General features: G+C 44.4%; 21 protein-coding genes and 1 riboswitch. Of the genes, 16 read left to right on the forward strand and 5 right to left on the reverse strand.

Annotated elements, in window-relative coordinates:
• Nucleotides 1-130 precede the first annotated feature (130 nt).
• Complete coding sequence (locus QYB97_RS07390) at nt 131-1,003, forward strand: glycerophosphodiester phosphodiesterase (RefSeq protein ID WP_301165345.1); 873 nt, start codon at nt 131-133, stop codon at nt 1,001-1,003.
• A 14-nt stretch (nt 1,004-1,017) separates the two neighbouring features.
• On the opposite strand, the gene QYB97_RS07395 is transcribed toward QYB97_RS07390, so the two are convergent.
• Complete coding sequence (locus tag QYB97_RS07395; RefSeq protein ID WP_301165346.1) at nt 1,018-1,698, reverse strand: DUF421 domain-containing protein; 681 nt, start codon at nt 1,696-1,698, stop codon at nt 1,018-1,020.
• 130 nt (nt 1,699-1,828) lie between these two features.
• Between QYB97_RS07395 and QYB97_RS07400 the strand changes: the two genes are divergently transcribed.
• From QYB97_RS07400 to QYB97_RS07425, 6 genes are all read left to right on the forward strand, one after another.
• Entirely contained in the window at nt 1,829-2,656 is an 828-nt protein-coding gene (locus tag QYB97_RS07400; protein WP_301165347.1) for an HAD family hydrolase, read from the forward strand.
• 85 nt (nt 2,657-2,741) lie between these two features.
• The gene (locus QYB97_RS07405) at nt 2,742-4,040 is read left to right on the forward strand and encodes a M48 family metallopeptidase (RefSeq protein WP_301165348.1); all 1,299 of its coding nucleotides are present in this window, start codon (nt 2,742-2,744) and stop codon (nt 4,038-4,040) included.
• 252 nt (nt 4,041-4,292) lie between these two features.
• The gene (locus QYB97_RS07410; protein WP_301165349.1) at nt 4,293-4,868 is read left to right on the forward strand and encodes an RNA polymerase sigma factor; all 576 of its coding nucleotides are present in this window, start codon (nt 4,293-4,295) and stop codon (nt 4,866-4,868) included.
• Complete coding sequence (locus tag QYB97_RS07415) at nt 4,849-5,586, forward strand: anti-sigma factor (RefSeq protein ID WP_301165350.1); 738 nt, start codon at nt 4,849-4,851, stop codon at nt 5,584-5,586. The genes QYB97_RS07410 and QYB97_RS07415 overlap by 20 nt, the downstream gene beginning before the upstream one ends.
• Before the next feature lie 31 nt (nt 5,587-5,617).
• Entirely contained in the window at nt 5,618-6,193 is a 576-nt protein-coding gene (locus QYB97_RS07420; protein ID WP_301165351.1) for a TlpA disulfide reductase family protein, read from the forward strand.
• A gap of 117 nt (nt 6,194-6,310) precedes the next feature.
• Complete coding sequence (locus tag QYB97_RS07425) at nt 6,311-7,783, forward strand: ATP-binding protein (protein WP_301165352.1); 1,473 nt, start codon at nt 6,311-6,313, stop codon at nt 7,781-7,783.
• A gap of 126 nt (nt 7,784-7,909) precedes the next feature.
• On the opposite strand, the gene QYB97_RS07430 is transcribed toward QYB97_RS07425, so the two are convergent.
• Nucleotides 7,910-8,584 carry a CAP domain-containing protein gene (locus QYB97_RS07430; protein ID WP_301165353.1) on the reverse strand — a complete coding sequence of 225 codons (675 nt, stop codon included), beginning with the start codon at nt 8,582-8,584 and terminating at the stop codon, nt 7,910-7,912.
• 88 nt (nt 8,585-8,672) lie between these two features.
• Complete coding sequence (locus QYB97_RS07435) at nt 8,673-9,215, reverse strand: histidine phosphatase family protein (RefSeq protein ID WP_301165354.1); 543 nt, start codon at nt 9,213-9,215, stop codon at nt 8,673-8,675.
• 134 nt (nt 9,216-9,349) lie between these two features.
• Between QYB97_RS07435 and QYB97_RS07440 the strand changes: the two genes are divergently transcribed.
• From QYB97_RS07440 to QYB97_RS07470, 7 genes are all read left to right on the forward strand, one after another.
• A complete protein-coding gene (locus QYB97_RS07440) occupies nt 9,350-9,979 on the forward strand; it encodes a hypothetical protein (RefSeq protein ID WP_301165355.1) in 630 nt (209 codons plus the stop codon).
• Between the two features lie 397 nt (nt 9,980-10,376).
• The gene (locus QYB97_RS07445) at nt 10,377-10,832 is read left to right on the forward strand and encodes a MarR family winged helix-turn-helix transcriptional regulator (RefSeq protein ID WP_301165356.1); all 456 of its coding nucleotides are present in this window, start codon (nt 10,377-10,379) and stop codon (nt 10,830-10,832) included.
• A 114-nt stretch (nt 10,833-10,946) separates the two neighbouring features.
• Entirely contained in the window at nt 10,947-11,129 is a 183-nt protein-coding gene (locus tag QYB97_RS07450) for an asparagine synthase (protein WP_283893134.1), read from the forward strand.
• Nucleotides 11,130-11,219: 90 nt separating this feature from the next.
• Nucleotides 11,220-12,722, forward strand: coding sequence for a cardiolipin synthase (gene cls, locus QYB97_RS07455; RefSeq protein WP_301165357.1), 1,503 nt, complete (start codon nt 11,220-11,222; stop codon nt 12,720-12,722).
• An 87-nt stretch (nt 12,723-12,809) separates the two neighbouring features.
• Nucleotides 12,810-13,592 carry an undecaprenyl-diphosphate phosphatase gene (locus QYB97_RS07460; RefSeq protein WP_301165358.1) on the forward strand — a complete coding sequence of 261 codons (783 nt, stop codon included), beginning with the start codon at nt 12,810-12,812 and terminating at the stop codon, nt 13,590-13,592.
• A 67-nt stretch (nt 13,593-13,659) separates the two neighbouring features.
• A riboswitch (cyclic di-AMP (ydaO/yuaA leader) is annotated at nt 13,660-13,801 on the forward strand.
• A gap of 91 nt (nt 13,802-13,892) precedes the next feature.
• A complete protein-coding gene (locus tag QYB97_RS07465) occupies nt 13,893-14,549 on the forward strand; it encodes a potassium channel family protein (RefSeq protein ID WP_301165359.1) in 657 nt (218 codons plus the stop codon).
• A gap of 12 nt (nt 14,550-14,561) precedes the next feature.
• Nucleotides 14,562-15,905: a TrkH family potassium uptake protein gene (locus QYB97_RS07470; protein WP_301165694.1), complete on the forward strand. Its 1,344-nt coding sequence runs from the start codon at nt 14,562-14,564 to the stop codon at nt 15,903-15,905.
• A 34-nt stretch (nt 15,906-15,939) separates the two neighbouring features.
• Here QYB97_RS07470 and bcaP read toward each other — a convergent pair whose 3' ends face one another.
• Together bcaP and QYB97_RS07480 are read right to left on the reverse strand one after the other, a co-directional pair.
• A complete protein-coding gene (gene bcaP / locus QYB97_RS07475; protein ID WP_301165360.1) occupies nt 15,940-17,322 on the reverse strand; it encodes a branched-chain amino acid transporter BcaP in 1,383 nt (460 codons plus the stop codon).
• A gap of 125 nt (nt 17,323-17,447) precedes the next feature.
• On the reverse strand, nt 17,448-17,906 hold the full coding sequence (locus QYB97_RS07480; RefSeq protein WP_301165361.1) for a hypothetical protein: 459 nt from the start codon (nt 17,904-17,906) through the stop codon (nt 17,448-17,450).
• A 184-nt stretch (nt 17,907-18,090) separates the two neighbouring features.
• On the opposite strand from QYB97_RS07480, the gene hutP reads away from it, so the two are divergent.
• Nucleotides 18,091-18,525 carry a histidine utilization transcription antiterminator HutP gene (gene hutP, locus QYB97_RS07485; RefSeq protein ID WP_301165362.1) on the forward strand — a complete coding sequence of 145 codons (435 nt, stop codon included), beginning with the start codon at nt 18,091-18,093 and terminating at the stop codon, nt 18,523-18,525.
• Between the two features lie 121 nt (nt 18,526-18,646).
• A complete protein-coding gene (hutH, locus tag QYB97_RS07490; RefSeq protein ID WP_301165363.1) occupies nt 18,647-20,179 on the forward strand; it encodes a histidine ammonia-lyase in 1,533 nt (510 codons plus the stop codon).
• Nucleotides 20,180-20,191: the final 12 nt, after the last annotated feature.

Here is a 20,191-nt window from a genome sequence, read left to right on the forward strand (position 1 = left end):
AGCCGGGCTTTTTTATGCTGTTATCTAAATGTTACACATATTAACAGTTTGTTTACGTTGTCTTCAACCTGGCTTAATACTGCCTTGTTACGCTTTTCTTAGCTGGAAAAAGCGGAAGGGGAGAAGAATTTTGAACAAAAAGATGAAAACCATACTTAGTGCAGCAGTGCTGGGGGCAAGCTTGTTTGCGGGAACAACAACTGAGGCGGCAAAGAATCCGCATCACGACGTGCTCGATATCGCTCACAGGGGAGCGTCAGGCTATGCACCGGAACATACACTTACCTCTTATAAAATGGGTGACCGTATGCATGGGGATTACATAGAAATTGACCTGCAAATGACAAAAGACGGCAAGCTGATTGCCATGCATGACGAGACGGTAGACCGTACGACAGATGGAACAGGGCAAGTTAAAGACTTTACGCTCGAACAGATCAAACAGCTCGATGCGGGTTCCTGGTTTAATGAAAAATATCCGCAATATGCCAATCCGCGGTATGAAGGGTTAAAGGTGCCAACGCTTGAGGAAATCTTCAAGACGTTCACCAAAAATAAAAAGTATTACATTGAGACCAAATCACCTGATGTTTACCCTGGCATGGAAGAGGAGCTTTTGCGTCTGGTAAGAAAATATCACATCAACAAAGACACGCTTCTGGTTCAATCATTCAGCAAAGAAAGCCTTTTAAAAGTGCATAACCTTGATCCATCCGTGAAACTGATCCAATTGTTATCCTACAAAAAGCATGCTGTTCTCACCGGTCAGGAAGCGGCGGACATGAAGAAATATGCCGTAGGAATCGGGCCAAACTTCAATTACCTGGACAAAGCCTATGTGCAAACGGCTCGCAATGCAGGCTTGGATGTGCACCCATACACAGTAAATGAAACAGCGGATATGCAGAAGCTGATCGATTGGGGAGTCACCGGAATGTTTACGAACTTCCCTGACAAGCTTCATCGTCTTTTAAAGGAAAATCATAAAGCAGAGGCAAAATAAAAATACAAAGCCGCTCAGACAATGAGCGGCTTTGTATTGTCTTTGGGAGCAATATAAAGTGAGCCATCCTCCTGAAGCTGTGCCAGAAACACAGAAGTATTTGAAGAAATTTCGGCTTTGTCCAGCTTGCTCTGTACCCATTTTTCGCTGAGTCCGTATTCCTTTAGATTACCTTTCATCAGCTTTCCATCCACAATGAGTTCAGAAGGGAGAAAATAAGTGCCCGGCGGAGCGGAATCCGGTGTTTTTTTCATTACACTGAGCTGGCCGTTAGGCTCAAAAATAGCATAGTCCACATTTGCAATGGAGAAAATTTCTTTGTTTCGAAGCATCATGCACAAGTCGTCAATACCAAGATTCAGGTTATTTAAGGTTTCCTGCATAATGAGCCCCTTTTTAATGACAATGGCAGGCTCGCTTTCCAAGGCAACTTTAGCCTTGGGTGAGCGCTTGACAAGAAACTCAATTCCGAGAATCAAGAGGCCCCAAATCACCACCGCAACAATGCCGTTGGCAATGGAAACATCCTGATAATGAATGATCATTTCTCCGACAATGTTTCCAAATGCAATGCTTGTTGCGTAATTAAAGTATGTAAGTTCGCCCAGCTGCTTTTTGCCAAGGACTTTTGTGAACAATAACAAAAAAGCCAGTCCCAGCATGGTTCTGTATGCCGTTTCTAACATTCCGTCCATGCGTTCACCTCTTTTCGCTAGTCTTATGTTTGCCGGAAAACAGCATTTACAAACAAAGAAAAAGGATCAGGCAAGTTTTACTTCGACGCTTAATGCGAATACAATAGATGAAGAAAGGAGTGGGGAAGAATTGAGAGATCTGATAGAAAACAGTGACCTTTTAATCTTTGATCTGGACGGAACGTTATATGAGGACACAGACCATTTTGACCATTACTGCCGTCTGCTCCAGCAGCAGGCAGACAAGAGCATTCAGGATGAATTTTACGATGCGTATGAAAAAATGAAAAAGGGGCTTCATCCTGTGGCCATTGGAAAAGTGTATGACCTGAAATTAGACATGGCGCTTACGGTCGACCCTTTGACCCTGCAGGTTACCGCAGCTCATCAATGGGATGGCACTTCCATGGAAGAGGAATCGTTGAAAAAGGAATACCCTGGTGAGCTTATTTATGATTTTGAACGGTTTATTGCTATTGGTGACGGATGGTGGCTGCCTTATGTCACTGCCATGCATTACGGGCTTACCCAGCAGAATACATGGGATGCCTATAACGCCACTAAATTCTATATGGTCAGTGATGAATTTTCACTATCAAAAACGCCCGGGTTGAAGGAGAGCCTGGAGCGCCTGAAAAAGGACAAGTCTCTAGTCTTAATGACAAACAGCGAAGAAGATGATGTGCTTAGGCTACTGAAGGAGCTGGAACTGGACGGACTTTTCCATGCGATTTACCCATCCTCCCAAAAGCCGGTTAAAACAAAAGACGTCCTGTCTGCGATCTTGGAGAAATGGAACATAGCACCGGAAAAAGCTGTTTCCATCGGTGATAATTTTATCAATGAAATAGCTCCTGCCCTGTTAATGGGGTTAAACGCAGTATACATACAGCCAAACGGCTACCAATTGCAGCATAATAATTTAACGGTTGTCCCGACGCTGGCTCATGCATTCTAAAGAATGAACGTCTTTGCTCTTTTTTGTTCTATTTCGGACAAAGTTACCTAAACTAGTAATAGGATGTCCGTAAGGAGGAGAGCGTGTGAAAAAGGCACTTTTGTTTGCCGCCGGTTTTATTTTATATGGTGCGCTGATGTGGTATTACCTGCTTCATGGGGCCCATACTGAACTGCCGATTCAGTACAGGGGGTCGGCCGCGGATCCGACCATGTTTATGAACGGCCGCCAATTAAAACTGAGCTATGACTTTTCCCGGCTGAAAGACTGGATTTACTTTCTTTCCGTGCCGCTGGAATGGTTGATTTACCTGCTTGTCTTGGGATTTGGCCTTTCGAAAAAGATGGGCAGCGCGGTGAAGGGCATCACCCGGTTTTCACTCGTTCATACAGGGCTTTATGTTCTGCTGCTTTCCTTTGTAAGCTGGCTTTTGACCTTCCCGCTCCGGTATTACAGCTATACTATCTCAAGGGATTATCACATTTCAGTACAGCTTTTCAAAGGATGGATGAAGGACAGTCTTATTGATTTTTGGGTGGGCTGGTTATTTACCTTCCTCACCGTTGTTGTCATCTATTTCTTTATCCGGAAAGCCAAAAAGAAATGGTGGCTGTATGCCTGGCTGGTTTCTATTCCGTTTACCCTTTTCATGTACTTTATCCAGCCGGTGGTGATTGACCCGCTGTACAACAAATTTTACCCATTGAAGGACCAGGCCTTAAAAGAGAAGATTCTAACACTTGCCGACCGGGCGGAAATACCGGCTTCGAATGTGTATGAAGTGAATATGTCAGAGAAGACAAACTCCCTGAACGCGTATGTGAACGGCATAGGCTCCAATTTGCGGATTGTATTGTGGGATACCACACTGGAACGATTAAATGATAAACAGGTCTTGTTTGTCATGGCGCATGAAATGGGGCACTATGTGATGAACCATTTATACCAGAATTTGATCGGTGCCATTATACTGACGCTTTTCGGGTTGTTTTTGGGAAGCAAGCTTTACACATGGGCACTGGCAAAATGGGGGAAACGATGGGGTATTAAAGGAGCAGGGGATATTGCCGGACTTCCTGTTCTGCTCTTGATCTTCAGTCTTCTCTCTTTTCTTGCAGGACCGGTGGAAAATGCGGTTTCCCGCAAGGCCGAAAAGGATGCAGACCGGTATGCCATTGAAATGACCAGGGATCCCGAAGCTGCTGTCGGCGCCTTCCAAAAGCTGACGATTTCCGGACTCAGTGAGGTGAATCCTCCAAAGCTGGTGAAGTTCTTTTTATATGGGCATCCCACCATGCTGGAGAGAATTACGTTCCTGGATTCCTATAAGGACAAATATGAACCAAAAGAACTCCAAAAAGCGAAACAGCAAAAGCAGCAGTAAAAATGGCGGGGCATTTAAGCTCCGTCTTTTATTTATCTTTTTACCTGTTTTTGTTATTTCCCAATACTATAAAGAGCCAATACTTTAATAGGTTCTATAGGTCCATAGTAGGATTAAGGGGAAGGATTTTATGGGAAAAAGTCATCCATATGGCAATTTCGAACGTTAGCTCGATAGCTACTGTCCGCTGGGATAAGACAAAGAGCCATTCAATCGGTATAATAGCAGTAAATTCAATCTAAGGAGAATAGTATGTCAAAGCTAACGGATTTTGAACTTTATACTAAAGTTCAAAATGGGGATAAATCAGCGCTCGAGCAGATTTATGATCGATATGAAAAGCTGCTGTTTTCCTTCGCCTTCCGAATGACCCAGAATAAAGACACTGCCGAAGATGTGATACAAGAAGTGTTTATTAAGCTTTGGAGAAAAAAAGGGGTCTACTCGGAGGAAAAGGGAAAATTTTCATCGTGGCTGTTAACGGTTACGAGAAATACTTGTCTGGATTTTATCCGGAAGGCAAAGGGAAATGAGGTAGAGCTCGAAGACCGGGATTCTCTTGTAAAGGATGAAATGTCGGTAGAGGATCAGATTACATGGAAAGAAGAGAGACAAAAATTGAAGTCAGCAATGCACCTTTTGGCAGATGAACAGCAAAAAGTGGTGGATTTATTTTATTTCAAGGGAATGTCCCAACAAAAAATTGCAGAAGAGTGCGGCATCCCGCTGGGAACAGTAAAAGGCAGAATCCGATTGGCATTAAAGCATCTCAAAGAAAAATATAAAGCAGCAGAAAGGGGGGGGACGTATGGACCCAAAAATGTGTGACCAGCTTATCGAGTACCTGAACGGGCATATGAATGACACAGAAAAAATGGAATTTGAAGCTCATATGGAAGAATGTCCGGATTGCCTGGACGAGTGCAAAGAAATGCAAGAACTGATGACTGATTTGCCTTATTTGTCAGAACCGGCCGCTCCCCCTGAAGGAATGAAAGAACGAGTGCTCAGCACTGTGTTTGACAGTGAAGAAATTGAAAGCTCAAAAGCAATAAATAAGCCAGATACTGAACGTAAATCATCTGCATACCGATCAAGAAGAAATTGGATCAGTGGTGTTCTTGCTGCGGGACTCGTACTTTCACTGGGAGCGAATGCCTATCTGCTGGCTCAAAACAACGAAAAGCAGCAAGCATTGGAAGAGAAGGTTTCGCAGACGTATGTATCTGTTAACCTTGCACCCCAGGATTCAAAATCGAGCGGGACGGCCTCTATGGTCAAAGGGAAAAAAGGAATGAACCTGGTGGTCCAAACCAAAGATATGGTTCCTGTTAAAGGAAAAGAGGCATATCAGGTGTGGCTGATTGAAGGGGAGAAAAAATTCCGGGCAGGCACCTTTGTTCCTGATAAAAAGGGAAACGGCACCGTAGTATTTGACGTTGACTATCCTGGAGAGCATAACTGGGATGCAGTCGCGGTTTCCCATGAACCAACAGCGAAAAGTGAACAGCCAAAAGGATCTATAGTGCTTCTCTCCAAGCTGTAAAACAACTTTAAGGATAAAAGAGGCTTTTCTCATGAAAATAAAACCAATATTAATGTTTTTAGTACTAATCGGGCTGATTGGGATAGCTGTCTGGACCTCTCAGAAGGAATCCGGCAGCATCAATGAAAGTGAGAAACCGGCAGAAAGCTTTCAGCCAGTAAAGGGGAATGGACAGACCGGCCTGAAGCCAGGCAACACCCTTCCAGATGCAACGCTGACATCATTGGAAGGCAAAACGGTTTCATTAAAAGAGTTCCGCGGGAAAAAAGTAATTTTGAACTTTTGGGCTACCTGGTGTCCGCCATGCCGGAAGGAGATGCCGGATATGCAGAAGATGTACAGCCGCCATAAAGATAATCAACTGGAGATTGTGGCCGTCAATCTAAGGTATACGGAAAAAAGTACGAAGACAGTCTCCGATTATGTAGAGAAGAGAAAAGCCGCCTTTCCGGTTCTGCTTGACAGCGATGGGAAGGTCAGTAAAAAATTCCAGGCTGTCTCTCTTCCTACCAGTTATTTGGTTGATTCCAACGGTGTGATTCAAAAGAAAATGATTGGAGCTTTATCTCCAGGCCTCATGACAGAGTTTATTAAACGGTCCAAATAACGCCATTTTCCACCAAGGATTTTAGTCATTTCATCCTAAAATTTTACAATGAAAAATTAGGTAATTCGAATACTAGGAGTTTTTGACTTTTTAGAGAAATAGTAAAAGGGGAATAGGATGCTATATCAATCCAACTATGGAGGAAAAGGGGTTATAACCATGGTTGATCCATCTTTGGAACAGATGATGAAACTGCAGAGGCCGCACGAAGAACCTTGTAGGGAGGATATGCAGATTACTACCTTGGAAATGGATTCCGTCCACTATTTTCGACTAAAGCAAACAACCGCCGGAAACTATACGATGACCTTCTCGGAAGGAGTGTTGGCCGATGAATTGGGCTTTCACTTTATGGGATCGGGAGAAATGTCTACCGGTCAGCCGATGGAACAAGTAAGGCCTTATTTTGAAAAAGCGTTTGGTGGGATGCCATGCTTTTACAAGACCGGTAATGCAAAACGAACGCTGTATACCTCGCTTACCCCTGTCTTTTCCAACGGGAAAGTAATCGAAGTAGCAGGAGCTACTGCAGACTATTCCGGGAACTTTCATCCAGTTGCAGAGCGAAGCGAATCATCGCAATTATATAAAGAAATATTTAATCATAGCATCTATCCCACACTGCTGTTGGATGATAACCGTATCATTCTCGATGCAAATTCTGCCGCACGCCGGCTGCTCGGAATCACTCCTTACGATGTGGAAAGGAGCAGAATAGATGAATTTATTGGCAGAGAACAAGGGTTTGATGTATCTCTCAATTGGGACTTATTTTTACTTGATCCATCATACAGGTGGGAATTTAACCGGGGAAGCTCCCATTATAAGAGGCTGATTGAGTTTACGGGAAAAAGGGATATTTATCCAGGAGTCCATTTGGGGATTTTGCAGGATGTGACTGAACGGAGGCAGACACAGGAACGGCTCCGCAAGGCTGAAACCTTAAATGTGGTTGGGGAAATGGCTGCGGGCGTTGCCCATGAAATCCGCAATCCATTAACAAGTCTGAAGGGTTTTGTCCAGCTGATGCAAAACGAAGGACAGGCTCATGATGTGTATTATTCCATTATTTTGAACGAAGTGGACCGAATTGAACATATTATTAAGGAATTTCTGCTTCTGGCCAAAACGGACCGGCAGGAGGTTCAGACAATAAGCCTGGTCAATACGCTGAAGGAAACAGTCTCTCTCCTTGAAACACAGGCGATCTTAAAAAATATCACACTCGACCTTATATGCGAAGAAGATCTTCCGGATAGCCATTGTGATCCATTCCAGATGAAACAAGTATTTATCAACCTGATTAAAAACGCTATTGAAGCAAGCAATGCAGGCGGAAGGATTCTGATTACAGCGAAGAAAAAAGACAGCAAATGCATTCACTTTACTTTCACCGATAACGGAACAGGTATGCCCAACAAGGTATTAAACCGGATTGGAAAACCGTTTTATACGACGAAAGAAGACGGGACGGGCCTCGGGCTGATGGTCAGTTATAAAATTATAGAAAATCACAAGGGTACGGTGCACGTTACAAGTGAAGTGGGAAAAGGGACCACCTTTGAAATATCTTTGCCTTTATCCCCCTAAAAAACAACGATGGAAAGCTGACTTTAACCATACTGCTTTAGCAGGTGTTTTCGTTAGCTTTTTTGTTTGGCTGACTTTATGCAAGAAAAGAGGCAGCCCTAAAGGCCGCCTCTTTGAAATCAATTATTATCCAGTAAATTCTTGTACAAACATTTTACCGTATTTTCCACCGTCCACAATTCCGATTCCGACTTTTGTGTAGTCAGATTTAAGAATGTTTTCGCGGTGACCCTGTGAGTTCATAAGTGAAGTATGAGCTCCGTCTACTGAAGAGTTTCCAGCAAGGTTCTCACCTGCTGTTTGGTATTGGATACCGAATTTCTTCATCATATCAAATGGAGATCCGTACTTCGGTGAGTTATGATCGAAATAGTTGTTATCAATCATGTCCTGTGCTTTTACACGGGCCATTTTGGTAAGTTCCATGTCCACTTGAAGTGGTTTTACTCCTGCTTTTTCACGCTCTTGGTTTACTTTTTCAACCATTTGCTTTTCATCAGCAGTCAGCTGTCCGGCTGCCGCGTCAGACTTTGGCGCTGCACTTGTTTGCTGCTGTGCCTGCTTAGGAGCTGCTTGTGTTTTTTCTTGCGCTGGAGCTTGTTGTTGCTGCTCAACGTTTTGAGCTTGTACATCGAATCCTTGCGCCTTTAATGATTCGATTAATTTATTGATATCAGCACTGGATTGACCCTGCTGTACCTGTACGTTTTGAGATTGCGGGCAATCTGCCGCATGTGAAATCCCTGCGTTCACACCAAAAAGAGATGCACCTAGAATTGAAGCTACTACTACCTTTTTCATGGATGAATTCCTCCCGTTTTTGTATAGTGATGTTAGCTACAACACAGGTTTCGGGTATAGGTGACCATGGTTGGGGGTGTGGAAACAACTACCAGTTTAATGGGAGATTTCTTTGGATACGACCCTCATCCAGAAAGATTTCATAAACATCCGGATTGGAAAGCTGCTTCCATTCTGCAAAACCGATGCGCTCATCAAACGTTCGCAGCAGCAAGGCTAATAAGTTTCCATGGGTGACAAGAACAGTACACTGGTGCGATGAGTTTTCGATCTCCTGAATCAGCCAGGTCACGCGGTCTGTTGCCCGCTGGCTGGATTCGCCTCCTTCAAGTACAGCTTCAAAGTGGGTGAATGAATGTTCCAGATGGTCGAGCCAGTCCGGCAAATTCTGTGAAGAGAGAATTCGTTCTGAAAGGCGTTCATCTGTTTCGATGGGCACGTTCTTGAAGTGTGCCAGCGGTTCAATGGTAGCCACAGCACGGATAAAGGGGCTTGATATGATTCTGTCGATCGGTTCCTTCATTAAATGAGCCTTCAGTTTTTGTGATTGCGCAATTCCTTCTTTTGTAAGTACAGCGCTTCTTTCCTGACCTGAAGCCTTACAATGCCGGACGGCGATAATTCGTTTCATGGCTGTCCTCTTTCTTCTATGTATTGTCTATAACTCTGTAAGTTTCGAGGCCGCTAAACCAAAATCCTTTAACGAATACTGTAACAGGAGAATTTTTCCGTTATCGTTTTACCCAGATGAAAGGAGCAAAGATTGTGTATCCTGAACTTAGGCAATTTAATCAAATGAGCAAGGATTATGAGGAGCGTATTAGCGAGGCACATGATCGATGGAAAGTGATTAACAGACAAAAGGAGGCAGCTTCAAGAGAATATGAGCATTTGCTTGGGCAATATGGCCGAAGAAATTCAAAAGTGGATATGGATGCGCTCCATGAGAGCAAGAATGAGTATCTTCGGCTTATGGCAAAAGAAAGAGACGCCATGGAACATCTCGATGAGCTGAAAGATAGCAAACATGACAGAATGAAGGAATTTGTTGATACTCTTTTGCAGGCAAGAGACCGGGAAGTGGATGCATCAACAAGGACCATGAAAAAGAAAATTGATGAAATGCAGCGTTTAAAAGCTGAATATCTGATGATTGTCCAGCAAATTCACCAAATTCACCAATATGTGAACGGAATTGAAGAGTCTACACTCAAAGCATTTCAAACCATGGGAACCCGGTATAACCCAAAATCCGATTTTTCCATTTATCCGGCTCTGTCACGGATGGAAATTACACACCGGGAGATTCAGCAGGTTTTCACAAAAGGGGATTTGCCGGCTGAACTGTCGAAATTTACAGATCCATATACCTCATTTCAACTTCCCAAAAAATAAAAAAAGGCCATAATCATTTGGATTATGGCAAAAAGCCGAACGCATGATGAAGAATTGGGGTGGGGAAGTGCTGTTTTGCCGGTGAGACTTCTGGCCGGCAGAGAGAGTGATATTCTCTACATGATTACAATATGCTCGTATGCCGGCTGAAGTCTGGACAAGTGCCATGATGAAACAGCCCTTTTTTCTGCTTCGTATTCTGCTTTTCCTTCGACTGATCCTCTCTTGCATACCTTTTTCCCATTCTTTCAGCCCTTTTACAAGCAGACAGTCCTCTTTTTGGTTTTATTATGGGTCATTAAGCCTAGGAATGCTAAATTTTCAAAAAAATGATTTTCCAATGTTTAGATTTTTTAGTATAATGTTATTAGATCATAAAGTTGGGGGACTCTATTCAATGAAAATAGAAGGACTAAAGGCATATGTAGAAAAGCTGGAAGTGGCTCATTATATACTGTCAAAAAGTTTGCATCCGGAAACGACAGGTGAAGGAGATTTGACAAGGACCCAATATATTCTCATGAGAATGCTTTCGATAAGAGACCGCTGGACGGTTACGGAGCTGGCCGAGATGCTTGAGGTAAAGCCGAGTGCCGTAACGGTGGCGGTGGACAGACTCTATAAAAAAAATTATGTTCAGCGTTACCGCAGTGAGGCTGACCGCAGGATTGTATACCTAGAATTATCAGAAACCGGCAGCAGCATTTTAAAAGAAGCGGAAGAACGCCGGCTGGTAAGCATGGAAAATCTTCTGAGCAAACTCTCCAGAGATGACCTTGAAACGCTGGTTACGATATACGACAAATTCGGAAATGATAAAAAACAGCATGAAGCCTTGACCTTGGCCCCTTAAGGCGACGGGAATTTTTCCCGTTGTTTTTTTTGTGCCCAAAACCCCTTTGTGTAACATACTCCGCCCAAAGTTGAAAATACTAAGGTTATTCCAGCTTAAGGAGGTAGTGCTGTTATGCTGAGAAGAGAAGGGATGATTCCGACGGTCCTCGGAACCATTGTAAGCTTGGCTTCTTTTTCGTTTGGAGCATCCACCCGAAAGTATTCCGGCCTTTCAAAGGTTCTGCTTGGTTTCGGATTGGCGCACATTGTGCTTGGAGTCATTGATTTATTTGAACATGATCGGGACGAATGGTAAGAAGGAGAGCTCTTTCTCCTTCTTTCTGTTTAAAGAGGTGTGATATAGGGAAATTTTCATATAAATTTATTAGCAGTAGGAGAATGTACCATGAAACGGATTATTGAATTTATCTTTGTACTCATAATGATCGCCGCGCTATATGTTATCGTTTTTTCCGACTTCGGACTATATTGGAAATGGGGCCTGGCTGCGTTGTATGCTTCCATTCTTCTTGTTACGATATATTCCTTGATTTTAGAAAACAGGACTGCTCAGCATACTCTGGTATGGATCTATGCCCTCGTTTTTTTGCCACTTTTAGGCTATATCTTTTATTTATATTCAGGCCAGCTTTACTTAAAAGGACATCTTTTCAGGACAAAGCGGAAACATGACAGGGAAGAACTTCAGCTGTTGGCAAAGAGGGAGCAAAAACCCGACTTCTCTGATTTTAATGATCATCAAGCATGTTTTTCCCGTTTCTCCCACAATGTCACAATGACCTTTCAGAATACTGCGACCCAAACCAAAATTCTGAAAAATGGAGATGAAACATTTCCTGAAATCAAAAAACGTCTTTCAGAAGCTAAGCGCTACATACATATTGAATATTACATTTTCAGATCCGACCGCCTTGGAAAGGAAATCATTGATATTCTGATTGAAAAAGCACAAGAAGGCGTAGAGGTCCGTTTTCTGTATGATGCGGTTGGAAGCTTGTCACTATCGTCTGCTGAAGTGGACAGAATGAAGAAAGCTGGCATTCATGTGTATTCCTTTCTTCCGATAAAATACGGATTTTTCAACCAAAAATTCAATTTTCGAAATCACCGTAAAATCATCGTGATTGACGGTGCAGTCGGCTTTGTTGGAGGCTTGAATGTAGGAATCGAGTATTTGGGCGAAGATGAGAGGCTCGGCTTCTGGAGGGATACCCATATGGTAATGGAAGGGGAAGCGGTGCAAACCCTGCATGCCGTATTTCTGCTTGACTGGGATTATGTGAGTAATGAGTACCTGCTCGAAACGGAAGAATATCTAACACCGGTACCTGTGAAGGGGGACGGTGCTGTTCAGGTAGTACCAAGCGGCCCGGATACTCAGGAAGGCATTATGAGCGATTTGTACTATTCAATGATCTCCTGTGCTACCAAATCAATATGGATTGCCACCCCTTATTTTGTGCCGACAGAATCAATCCGTACTGCGCTCAGGATTGCCTCAAGAAAAGGGGTTCAGGTCAAAATTATGGTACCCGAGATCAATGATGGATTTCTCACCCAATACGCAACCCGGTCGTACTTTCCGGAATTGCTGCGCAGCGGAATTGAAATTTACTCTTATAAAAAAGGGTTTCTGCATCAAAAGGTGATCATAGTGGATGGAGATCTGGCTTCAATCGGAACGGCAAACATGGACATGAGAAGTTTTCACCTTAATTTTGAAGTCAATGTGTTCCTCACCGGAGCCTCGTCCATCAAGGATCTTGTGGATCATTACGAAGAAGATATCAAAGAAAGTGAAAAAGTCAGGCCGGTCGGATTTTATAAAAGAAGCGTTTGGGAAAGGACAAAGGAATCCACCGCCAGACTGTTTTCAGGAGTTCTTTAAAAGAAACAGCTTAAGATCTCTAATACTGTACTATCCTTGTCCCTATATGAATAACCTTTATCATGCTGAGTGATAAGAGGTGATCGTTTGGACTGGCTTGAAGCAGTGGTGTTGGGGATCATACAAGGGTTAACTGAATTTTTGCCGATCAGTTCCACCGGCCATTTGCTGCTGGGAAGGCATTTTTTCCGGCTGGATGAAGCTGGCTTGTTTCTGGACAGCATGCTTCATATCGGAACACTGATTGCGGTAATGACAATTTATTGGAAAGAAATAAAAGAGTTGATTCGCCGGCCATTCAGCAGGCTGTCCCTGCTCTTGGCTGCGGGAACCGTACCCACTGTCATCATCGGCCTTTCATTTAAGGATTACTTTGAGGAGATTTCAAGAACCGGGATTACGGTAGGATGGGAGTTCCTTGCCACAGGCTGTATTCTTTGGCTAGCGGATTCCATGAAATCAAGGGGATATAAGCAACTGGAAGATATCTCACTAATGGATGCTGTATTGATAGGCAGTTTTCAGGGAGCTGCAATCCTGCCTGCGGTTTCAAGGTCTGGACTGACCATCGCAGCTGCGCTTTTCAGGAAAATTGACAGGGGAACAGCCGCCTATTTTTCGTTTTTGTTGTCCATTCCGGCTATTGCAGGGGGGTGCCTTCTGCAACTAAAGGATGTGCTCGGAGGCCAGGCGGAAAAGCTATCCTTTTTTTCTTTGTTTCTCGGTACGGCGATGTCCGCGGTTTTTGGATATTTCGCGGTGAAGTGGATGATTGCCCTGGTAAAAAAGGGTTCATTAAAAGGTTTTGCCATTTATGTGTGGCTGCTTGGAATCTCAATCATCTGCATGCAGGCGGCTGGTCTTTTTTAACCTAAGGAAGAAAGGATTGACTTTTCATTCCTGCAGGATTACATTATAACTATTCAAAACCGCATAGCCTTTTTGATCGCTTAATTTTAAGATTTTTAGAACTTAAAAGCGGGGGAACCAATTGTTTGGGGTGAATCTTTTTACAAAAGAGGGGATACTTCCGATTCCTAATCCGTCAGCTAACCTCGTAAGCGTTAAATTGGAAGAAAGGGACAGTTTGGATAGTAGCTGACCATTTTTTTTAATGGTCTTTTTTATTTGCCAACGAACGTGATAGTTTACCTACAAGGAGAGAAAACAATGAACAAGCAGTTTGCGGTCATTGGGTTGGGCCGTTTTGGCGGAAGCATATGCAGAGAATTTGCAAAAATGGGATATGAAGTCATGGCGGTGGATAAAGATATTGAACGGGTTAACGAGTTTGCCAATATTGCCACCCAGGCGGTTCAGGCCAACTCTACAGATGAAAAAGCATTAAAGGCACTGGGCATTCGAAATTTCAACCATGTCATCGTATCAATCGGTGAAGATATTCAATCCAGTATCATGACAACCCTTCTCTTGAAAGAAGCTGGTGTTAAAAAGGTATGGGTTAAAGCAACCAATGATTATCATCATAAAGTTCTTGATAAGCTTGGGGCTGACCGGATTATACATCCGGAAAGGGATATGGCCCTCCGCGTGGCGCAGCTGATCACCTCCGAAAAGATTATTGATTTTATCGAGCTGTCTAATGAGCATAGCATTATCGAAGTAGGGGTAACAGACAAGCTTTCAGGCAAAACGTTAACAGAGCTCGATATTCGCGCGAAGTATGGCTGCAATATCGTGGCCATAAAAAAAGGAAATGATATACTTGTTTCCCCGATTGCCAATGTTGTGCTGAGACAAGGGGATATGCTTGTGGTAATTGGCCAAAATAAGGATCTTAATACATTTGAGAATGAAGGAGTGTAACATCCAGTGGCTCTGAAGGTTGAAAAGCGGAGAACTTTTCTGTATGAACCGATCAGGCTCAATCCTCCCCAAATTCTTGCCCTTCTTTTTCTGGTGCTTGTGGTGGCCGGAGCTTTGCTGCTTAAGCTTCCCATAGCATCTGAAAAAGGGGTCAGCTGGATTGATGCATTCTTTACCGCGGTATCTGCAGCTACAGTAACAGGCCTAGTGACGGTTGATCCCGGCTCTACCTTTACCTTATTTGGGGAGATTGTCATTCTCTTTCTGATTCAGGTGGGGGGACTGGGGATCATGTCCTTTGCCCTCCTCGTTGTCATTATGCTTGGAAAACGAATAGGGATTAAACAGCGGCTCATCATGCAGGAAGCTTTGAACCAGCCATCGATCGGCGGAGTGATCCGTTTGGTCAGAAACCTTCTCATCTTTTCCCTGTCGATTGAAGCCATTGCTGTGGTTCTCCTTTCCTTTCGCTGGGTGCCTGATCTTGGCTGGGGAAAAGGGATCTACTACAGTATCTTCCACACCATAGCCGCTTATAATAATGCTGGCTTTGGCCTTTGGCCTGATAATCTCGTAAGGTATGTGGGTGATCCTACGGTCAATCTTGTCATCACCTTGTTGATTATTACTGGAGGAATTGGTTTTACCGTACTGGTGGATCTTTGGTACAGCAAAAAGTGGAAAGAACTTTCGCTGCACTCGCGAATCATGATCGCGAGCACGCTGATTGTTAATATCGTTTCCATTCTTGTGTTTTATACGTTTGAATACAATAACCCACTCACACTTGGACCATTGTCCTGGGGAGAAAAGATGTGGGCTGCCTATTTTCAGGGAATCTCGCCCCGGACTGCAGGTTTCAATACAATTGATATTGGGGGAATGAGACAGGATTCTCTTCTCTTTATGATCATGCTCATGTTTATTGGGGCAGGAAGTGCTTCGACAGGCGGCGGAATTAAGCTGACGACGTTTATTGTGATTATTTTTGCTGTAATTACGTTTTTGCGGGGGAAAAATGAAGTTACTGTCTTGAAACGGACGATAAGATCAGGAATTATCCTCCGGGCACTTGCTATTGCCACCATCAGCATGCTGCTGGTGTTTACGGGTGTTATGTTTTTGGCTATGACAGAAAAAGCCCCTTTTTTAACGATTTTGTTTGAGGTGGTATCGGCATTTGGTACAGTGGGGCTTACCATGGGACTAACCTTTAAATTGACGCTTTTTGGAAAGATAATTATTATTTGCGTGATGTTTCTGGGGAAAATTGGACCTCTAACGCTCGCGTTTTCGATTGCCAGACCCGATAAGTCAAATATCCGGTATCCGGATGGAGAGCTGTTTACAGGATAAAAAACGTGTGCGGAATATATCCGCACACGTTTTTTTATTTATTCAGATGACTTCTTTGGCGGGCATAAAGGAAATAGATGACTAGTCCTGCAGATATCCAAACGGCAAAAGAAATCCATGTGAGGGGCGGCAGGCTGAGCATCAAATATACACAGAAGATAACTGTCAGAACTGGCAGTACTGGAACAAACGGTGCTTTAAACGATCGTTTAAGATCGGGATGGGTTTTTCTTAGCACCAGGACAGCAACAGCAATGAGGGAAAAAGCGGACAACGTCCCTATGTTGACGAGGTGGGCAAGGGTTGTCAAATCGATAAACCCGGCAATCCCTGCAGCTACAAATCCGGTGAGCCATGTGTTTTTAAACGGTGTTTTAAACCTTTCATGGACTTTTGACAGAACAGGCGGCAGCAAACCGTCACGGCTCATGGCATAAGAAATGCGGACCTGTGCAAAAAGCATGACGAGAAGCACGGTGGTGATTCCCGTAATGGCACCAACCGATACAAGACCTGCAATGGAATCCTGTCCCACATAATGAAGAGCATAAGAAACCGGGTCGGCCACATTCAGCTTGGCGAACGGCACCATTCCCGTTAAGACGAGTGACACAATAATATAAAGTGCTGTACAGACCGCAAGCGACCAGATGATCCCCAGCGGCAGATCCCGCTGCGGGCGCTTGACCTCTTCGGCAGCGGTCGCAACCGCATCAAATCCAATATAAGCAAAGAATACAGTAGCCGCACCAGCTACGATGCCTTGAAATCCAAACGGCATAAATGGTGTCCAGTTATCGGGTTTTACATAGCCGACTCCTGCCACGATAAACAGGATAATGACGGCAAGCTTGATGAAAACCATAATGTTATTTACACGGGCGCTTTCGCGAATGCCCCTGCTTAATAAGGTTGTAATGATCAAGATAATTATAACTGCCGGGAGATTAATCATACCGCCTTTTCCTGTACCGGGAGCGGATGCCAGTGCTGCCGGCAAGTGCAGGCCGAATCCTGCGATCAGTGACTGGAAGTAGGCGGACCACCCGGTGGCAACCGCAGATGTCGCCAGCAGGTATTCAAGCATAAGATCCCAGCCGATTAAAAAGGCAAACATCTCTCCAAGTGTTGCATAGGTGTAGGTGTAAACACTGCCGGCAATAGGGACGGTTGAGGCGAATTCCGCATAACAGAAAGCAGCAAACGCACAGGCGAGTCCGGAAATAATGAACGAAAGAATCAGAGCCGGGCCGGCATGTTCAGCAGCAACCACTCCTGTCAGGACAAATATTCCGGTTCCGATAATAGCCCCAATACCAAGCAAGGTAAGATCAAAAGCCCCGAGAGAACGGTTAAGTCCTTTCTGCTGACTTTGTGCCAGCATTTCTGAGATGGATTTTTTTCGAAGTAGATTCATAGATGCCTCCATTCATAAAAAATTAGAAAATATTAATAATTTATATTTTCAAACTATTTGCAGTATATTGACGAACCGGTTGCTTGTCAACAATTTACCTGGTGAGAAAATTTACCATCAAAAGGTTAACTGCTGAGAAGCTGTGAAAGCAGGTCGCTGTACTTCTTCTTTTCATCCTTTGTGCTGACTGTTCCGTACTTCATCAAGGTTTCCCGAATCATTTCCCCCTGTTTTTTTTCGCTCCAGCTTACATAAGCCTGATACCCGGGAGCCTGCAGATAGCAATTGAGCATGTTGTGATCAGGTCCGAAAAAGAAAGCCAGATGATCAATAAACATCCGGATCCTGTTTAAATTGATGGGTACAATGTGTGTGTCAAGATGGTATTTATATGGATTAGTCTCATCCCGCTGAAAAGAAATGCCGTAGCATTCGTCCTCAAGCAGCAGACCCGGTGTCGTTGGAAGTATCAGAAAAGGTGTATCCTGCTCGTCATACCCGATGAAAAAATCAGTGCTGTTTTCATTTTTTACAGGGTGCCGCTTCATGGTGGCCAGTACGATCTCCTTTTGAACGTTTATCAACACTACCACTCTCTTTCATGAATTATTTACCTACAGCTTGTCCGCTAGATTGCTAGTTTATACATTGGATTGTGCTGCTTTGCTAAAGTGATAAGTTGTTGAAAGGGAATTGACGAACAATTCGGAAACGAATACACTGAGGTTAGTACTCAGCTATTAGTGGAAGAGCGAAAGAAGTGGTAGGATGTCACTTGCAGAACAGAAGCGGATTGGCAAGATTGCCATGCTTTATGTATTGGATGAAACACGGCAGGACAGCGTGGAAGAACTGGGATGGATTCATTGCAGCGGCAAGGTAGGCTCAATGGAATCCAATAAAATTGTGGCGGCGATTGAAACAGCTGCCAAGAAGAATGAAGTGATTAACGGCAGCATCTACCGGGAGACTCATGCGCTCTACCATGCGATTATGGAAGCGCTTCACGGAGTCACCCGCGGCCAGGTTCAGCTGGGAACCGTTCTTCGCACCGTCGGTTTGCGGTTTACCGTGGTCAGGGGCCAGCCGTATGAGCAGCCGGAAGAAGGAGAATGGATTGCTGTAGCTTTATATGGAACCATTGGCGCGCCCGTTAAGGGGCTGGAGCATGAAGCCATTGGACTCGGTATTAACCACATATAACTAAAGCCCATAGTGATTAGTGATCAGGGGGCTGTATTGAAGAAAACAGGTATGCCTGTTTCTTTAAATGCAGCCTCTTTTTGTTTGCCATTCATTAAAGGGAAAAAGGAGCAGAAACGTCATGGTCATATTGACAGGGAATACACTGACACTTGAGGAAACAAAACGAATCATGAAAGACGGTGAACAGGTTGCTGCCTGTGAAACAAGTATGGAAAGGGTACGCAAGAGCAGGAGTGCCGTTGAACGGATTGTGGATAACGGAGATGTGATATATGGCATCACAACCGGTTTTGGGAAGCTGAGTGATGTTTATATTGCTCCTGAAGATACAGAAAAGCTGCAAATGAATTTAATCAGAAGCCATGCCTGCGGGGTAGGTGCCCCGTTTCCCGAAGAAGTCAGCCGCCTCATGTTGGTCCTGCGGGCCAATGCTCTTTTGAAGGGCTACTCCGGTGTTCGCCCTTCTGTAGTTGAAACGCTGATAAAGCTAGTAAACCATGAAATTCATCCGGTTATCCCCCAGCAGGGATCTCTTGGGGCAAGCGGTGATTTAGCTCCGCTCTCCCACCTGGCTCTCGCATTGATCGGGGAAGGAGAGGTTTGGCACCGCGGGAGGCGAATTTCCGCAATGGATGCGTTGCTGCAGGAAGAAATTCTCCCGCTAACTCTTACAGCAAAAGAGGGCCTGGCATTGATCAATGGCACACAGGCCATGACTGCGCAGGGGGTGGCCGCTTATCTGGAGGCGGAACAGCTGGCAAGCCAGGCTGAATCCATTGCGGCGTTAACGATGGAAGGATTAACGGCCATTACGGATGCCTTTGACGAGGATATTCATCTCGCCCGTGGGTACAGGGAACAATGTGAAGTTGCACATCGGATCCTGTCTTATCTTGAAGGCAGCAGGCTGACCACCAGGCAGGGAGAAGCAAGAGTACAGGATGCCTATTCCATCCGTTGTATTCCTCAAGTGCATGGAGCTTCCTGGCAGGCCCTTGGCTATGTAAAAGAGAAGCTTGAAATTGAAATCAATGCGGCCACAGACAACCCGTTAATTTTTGATGAAGGGCGGAAGGTCATTTCAGGCGGCAATTTTCACGGCCAGCCTGTTGCACTGGCTATGGATTTTCTCAGTATCGCCATGGCGGAATTTGCCAACATTTCGGAACGGCGCATCGAGCGGATGGTGAACCCGCAGCTTAGTGACCTGCCGGCCTTCTTGAGCCCCAATCCGGGCCTCGAGTCAGGGGCAATGATTATGCAATATTGTGCGGCTTCTCTTGTTTCTGAGAATAAAACACTCGCCCATCCTGCCAGTGTTGATTCGATTCCCTCATCGGCCAACCAGGAAGACCATGTCAGCATGGGAACGATCGGAGCGAGGCATGCCTACCAGATCATCACAAATGTGAGAAGGGTGTTGGCCATCGAATTGATATGTGCACTGCAGGCCGTCCGTTACAAAGGAATTGAACGGATGGCACCTAGAACGAGAACGATATATGATCAGGCAAGCTCCATCTGTCCGCCGATTACATCAGACCGTATTTTTTCAAATGATATTGAAAAAATGAACGAATGGCTTAAACACATTCGCTGGGATGGCCTCATTGATATGTCGGGTGAAAACTCAAAAGAAATGCAACGATAAAAAGGAGGAAAC

It is taken from the genome of Fictibacillus fluitans, assembly GCF_030418125.1.
Taxonomy (GTDB): domain Bacteria; phylum Bacillota; class Bacilli; order Bacillales; family Fictibacillaceae; genus Fictibacillus_C; species Fictibacillus_C fluitans.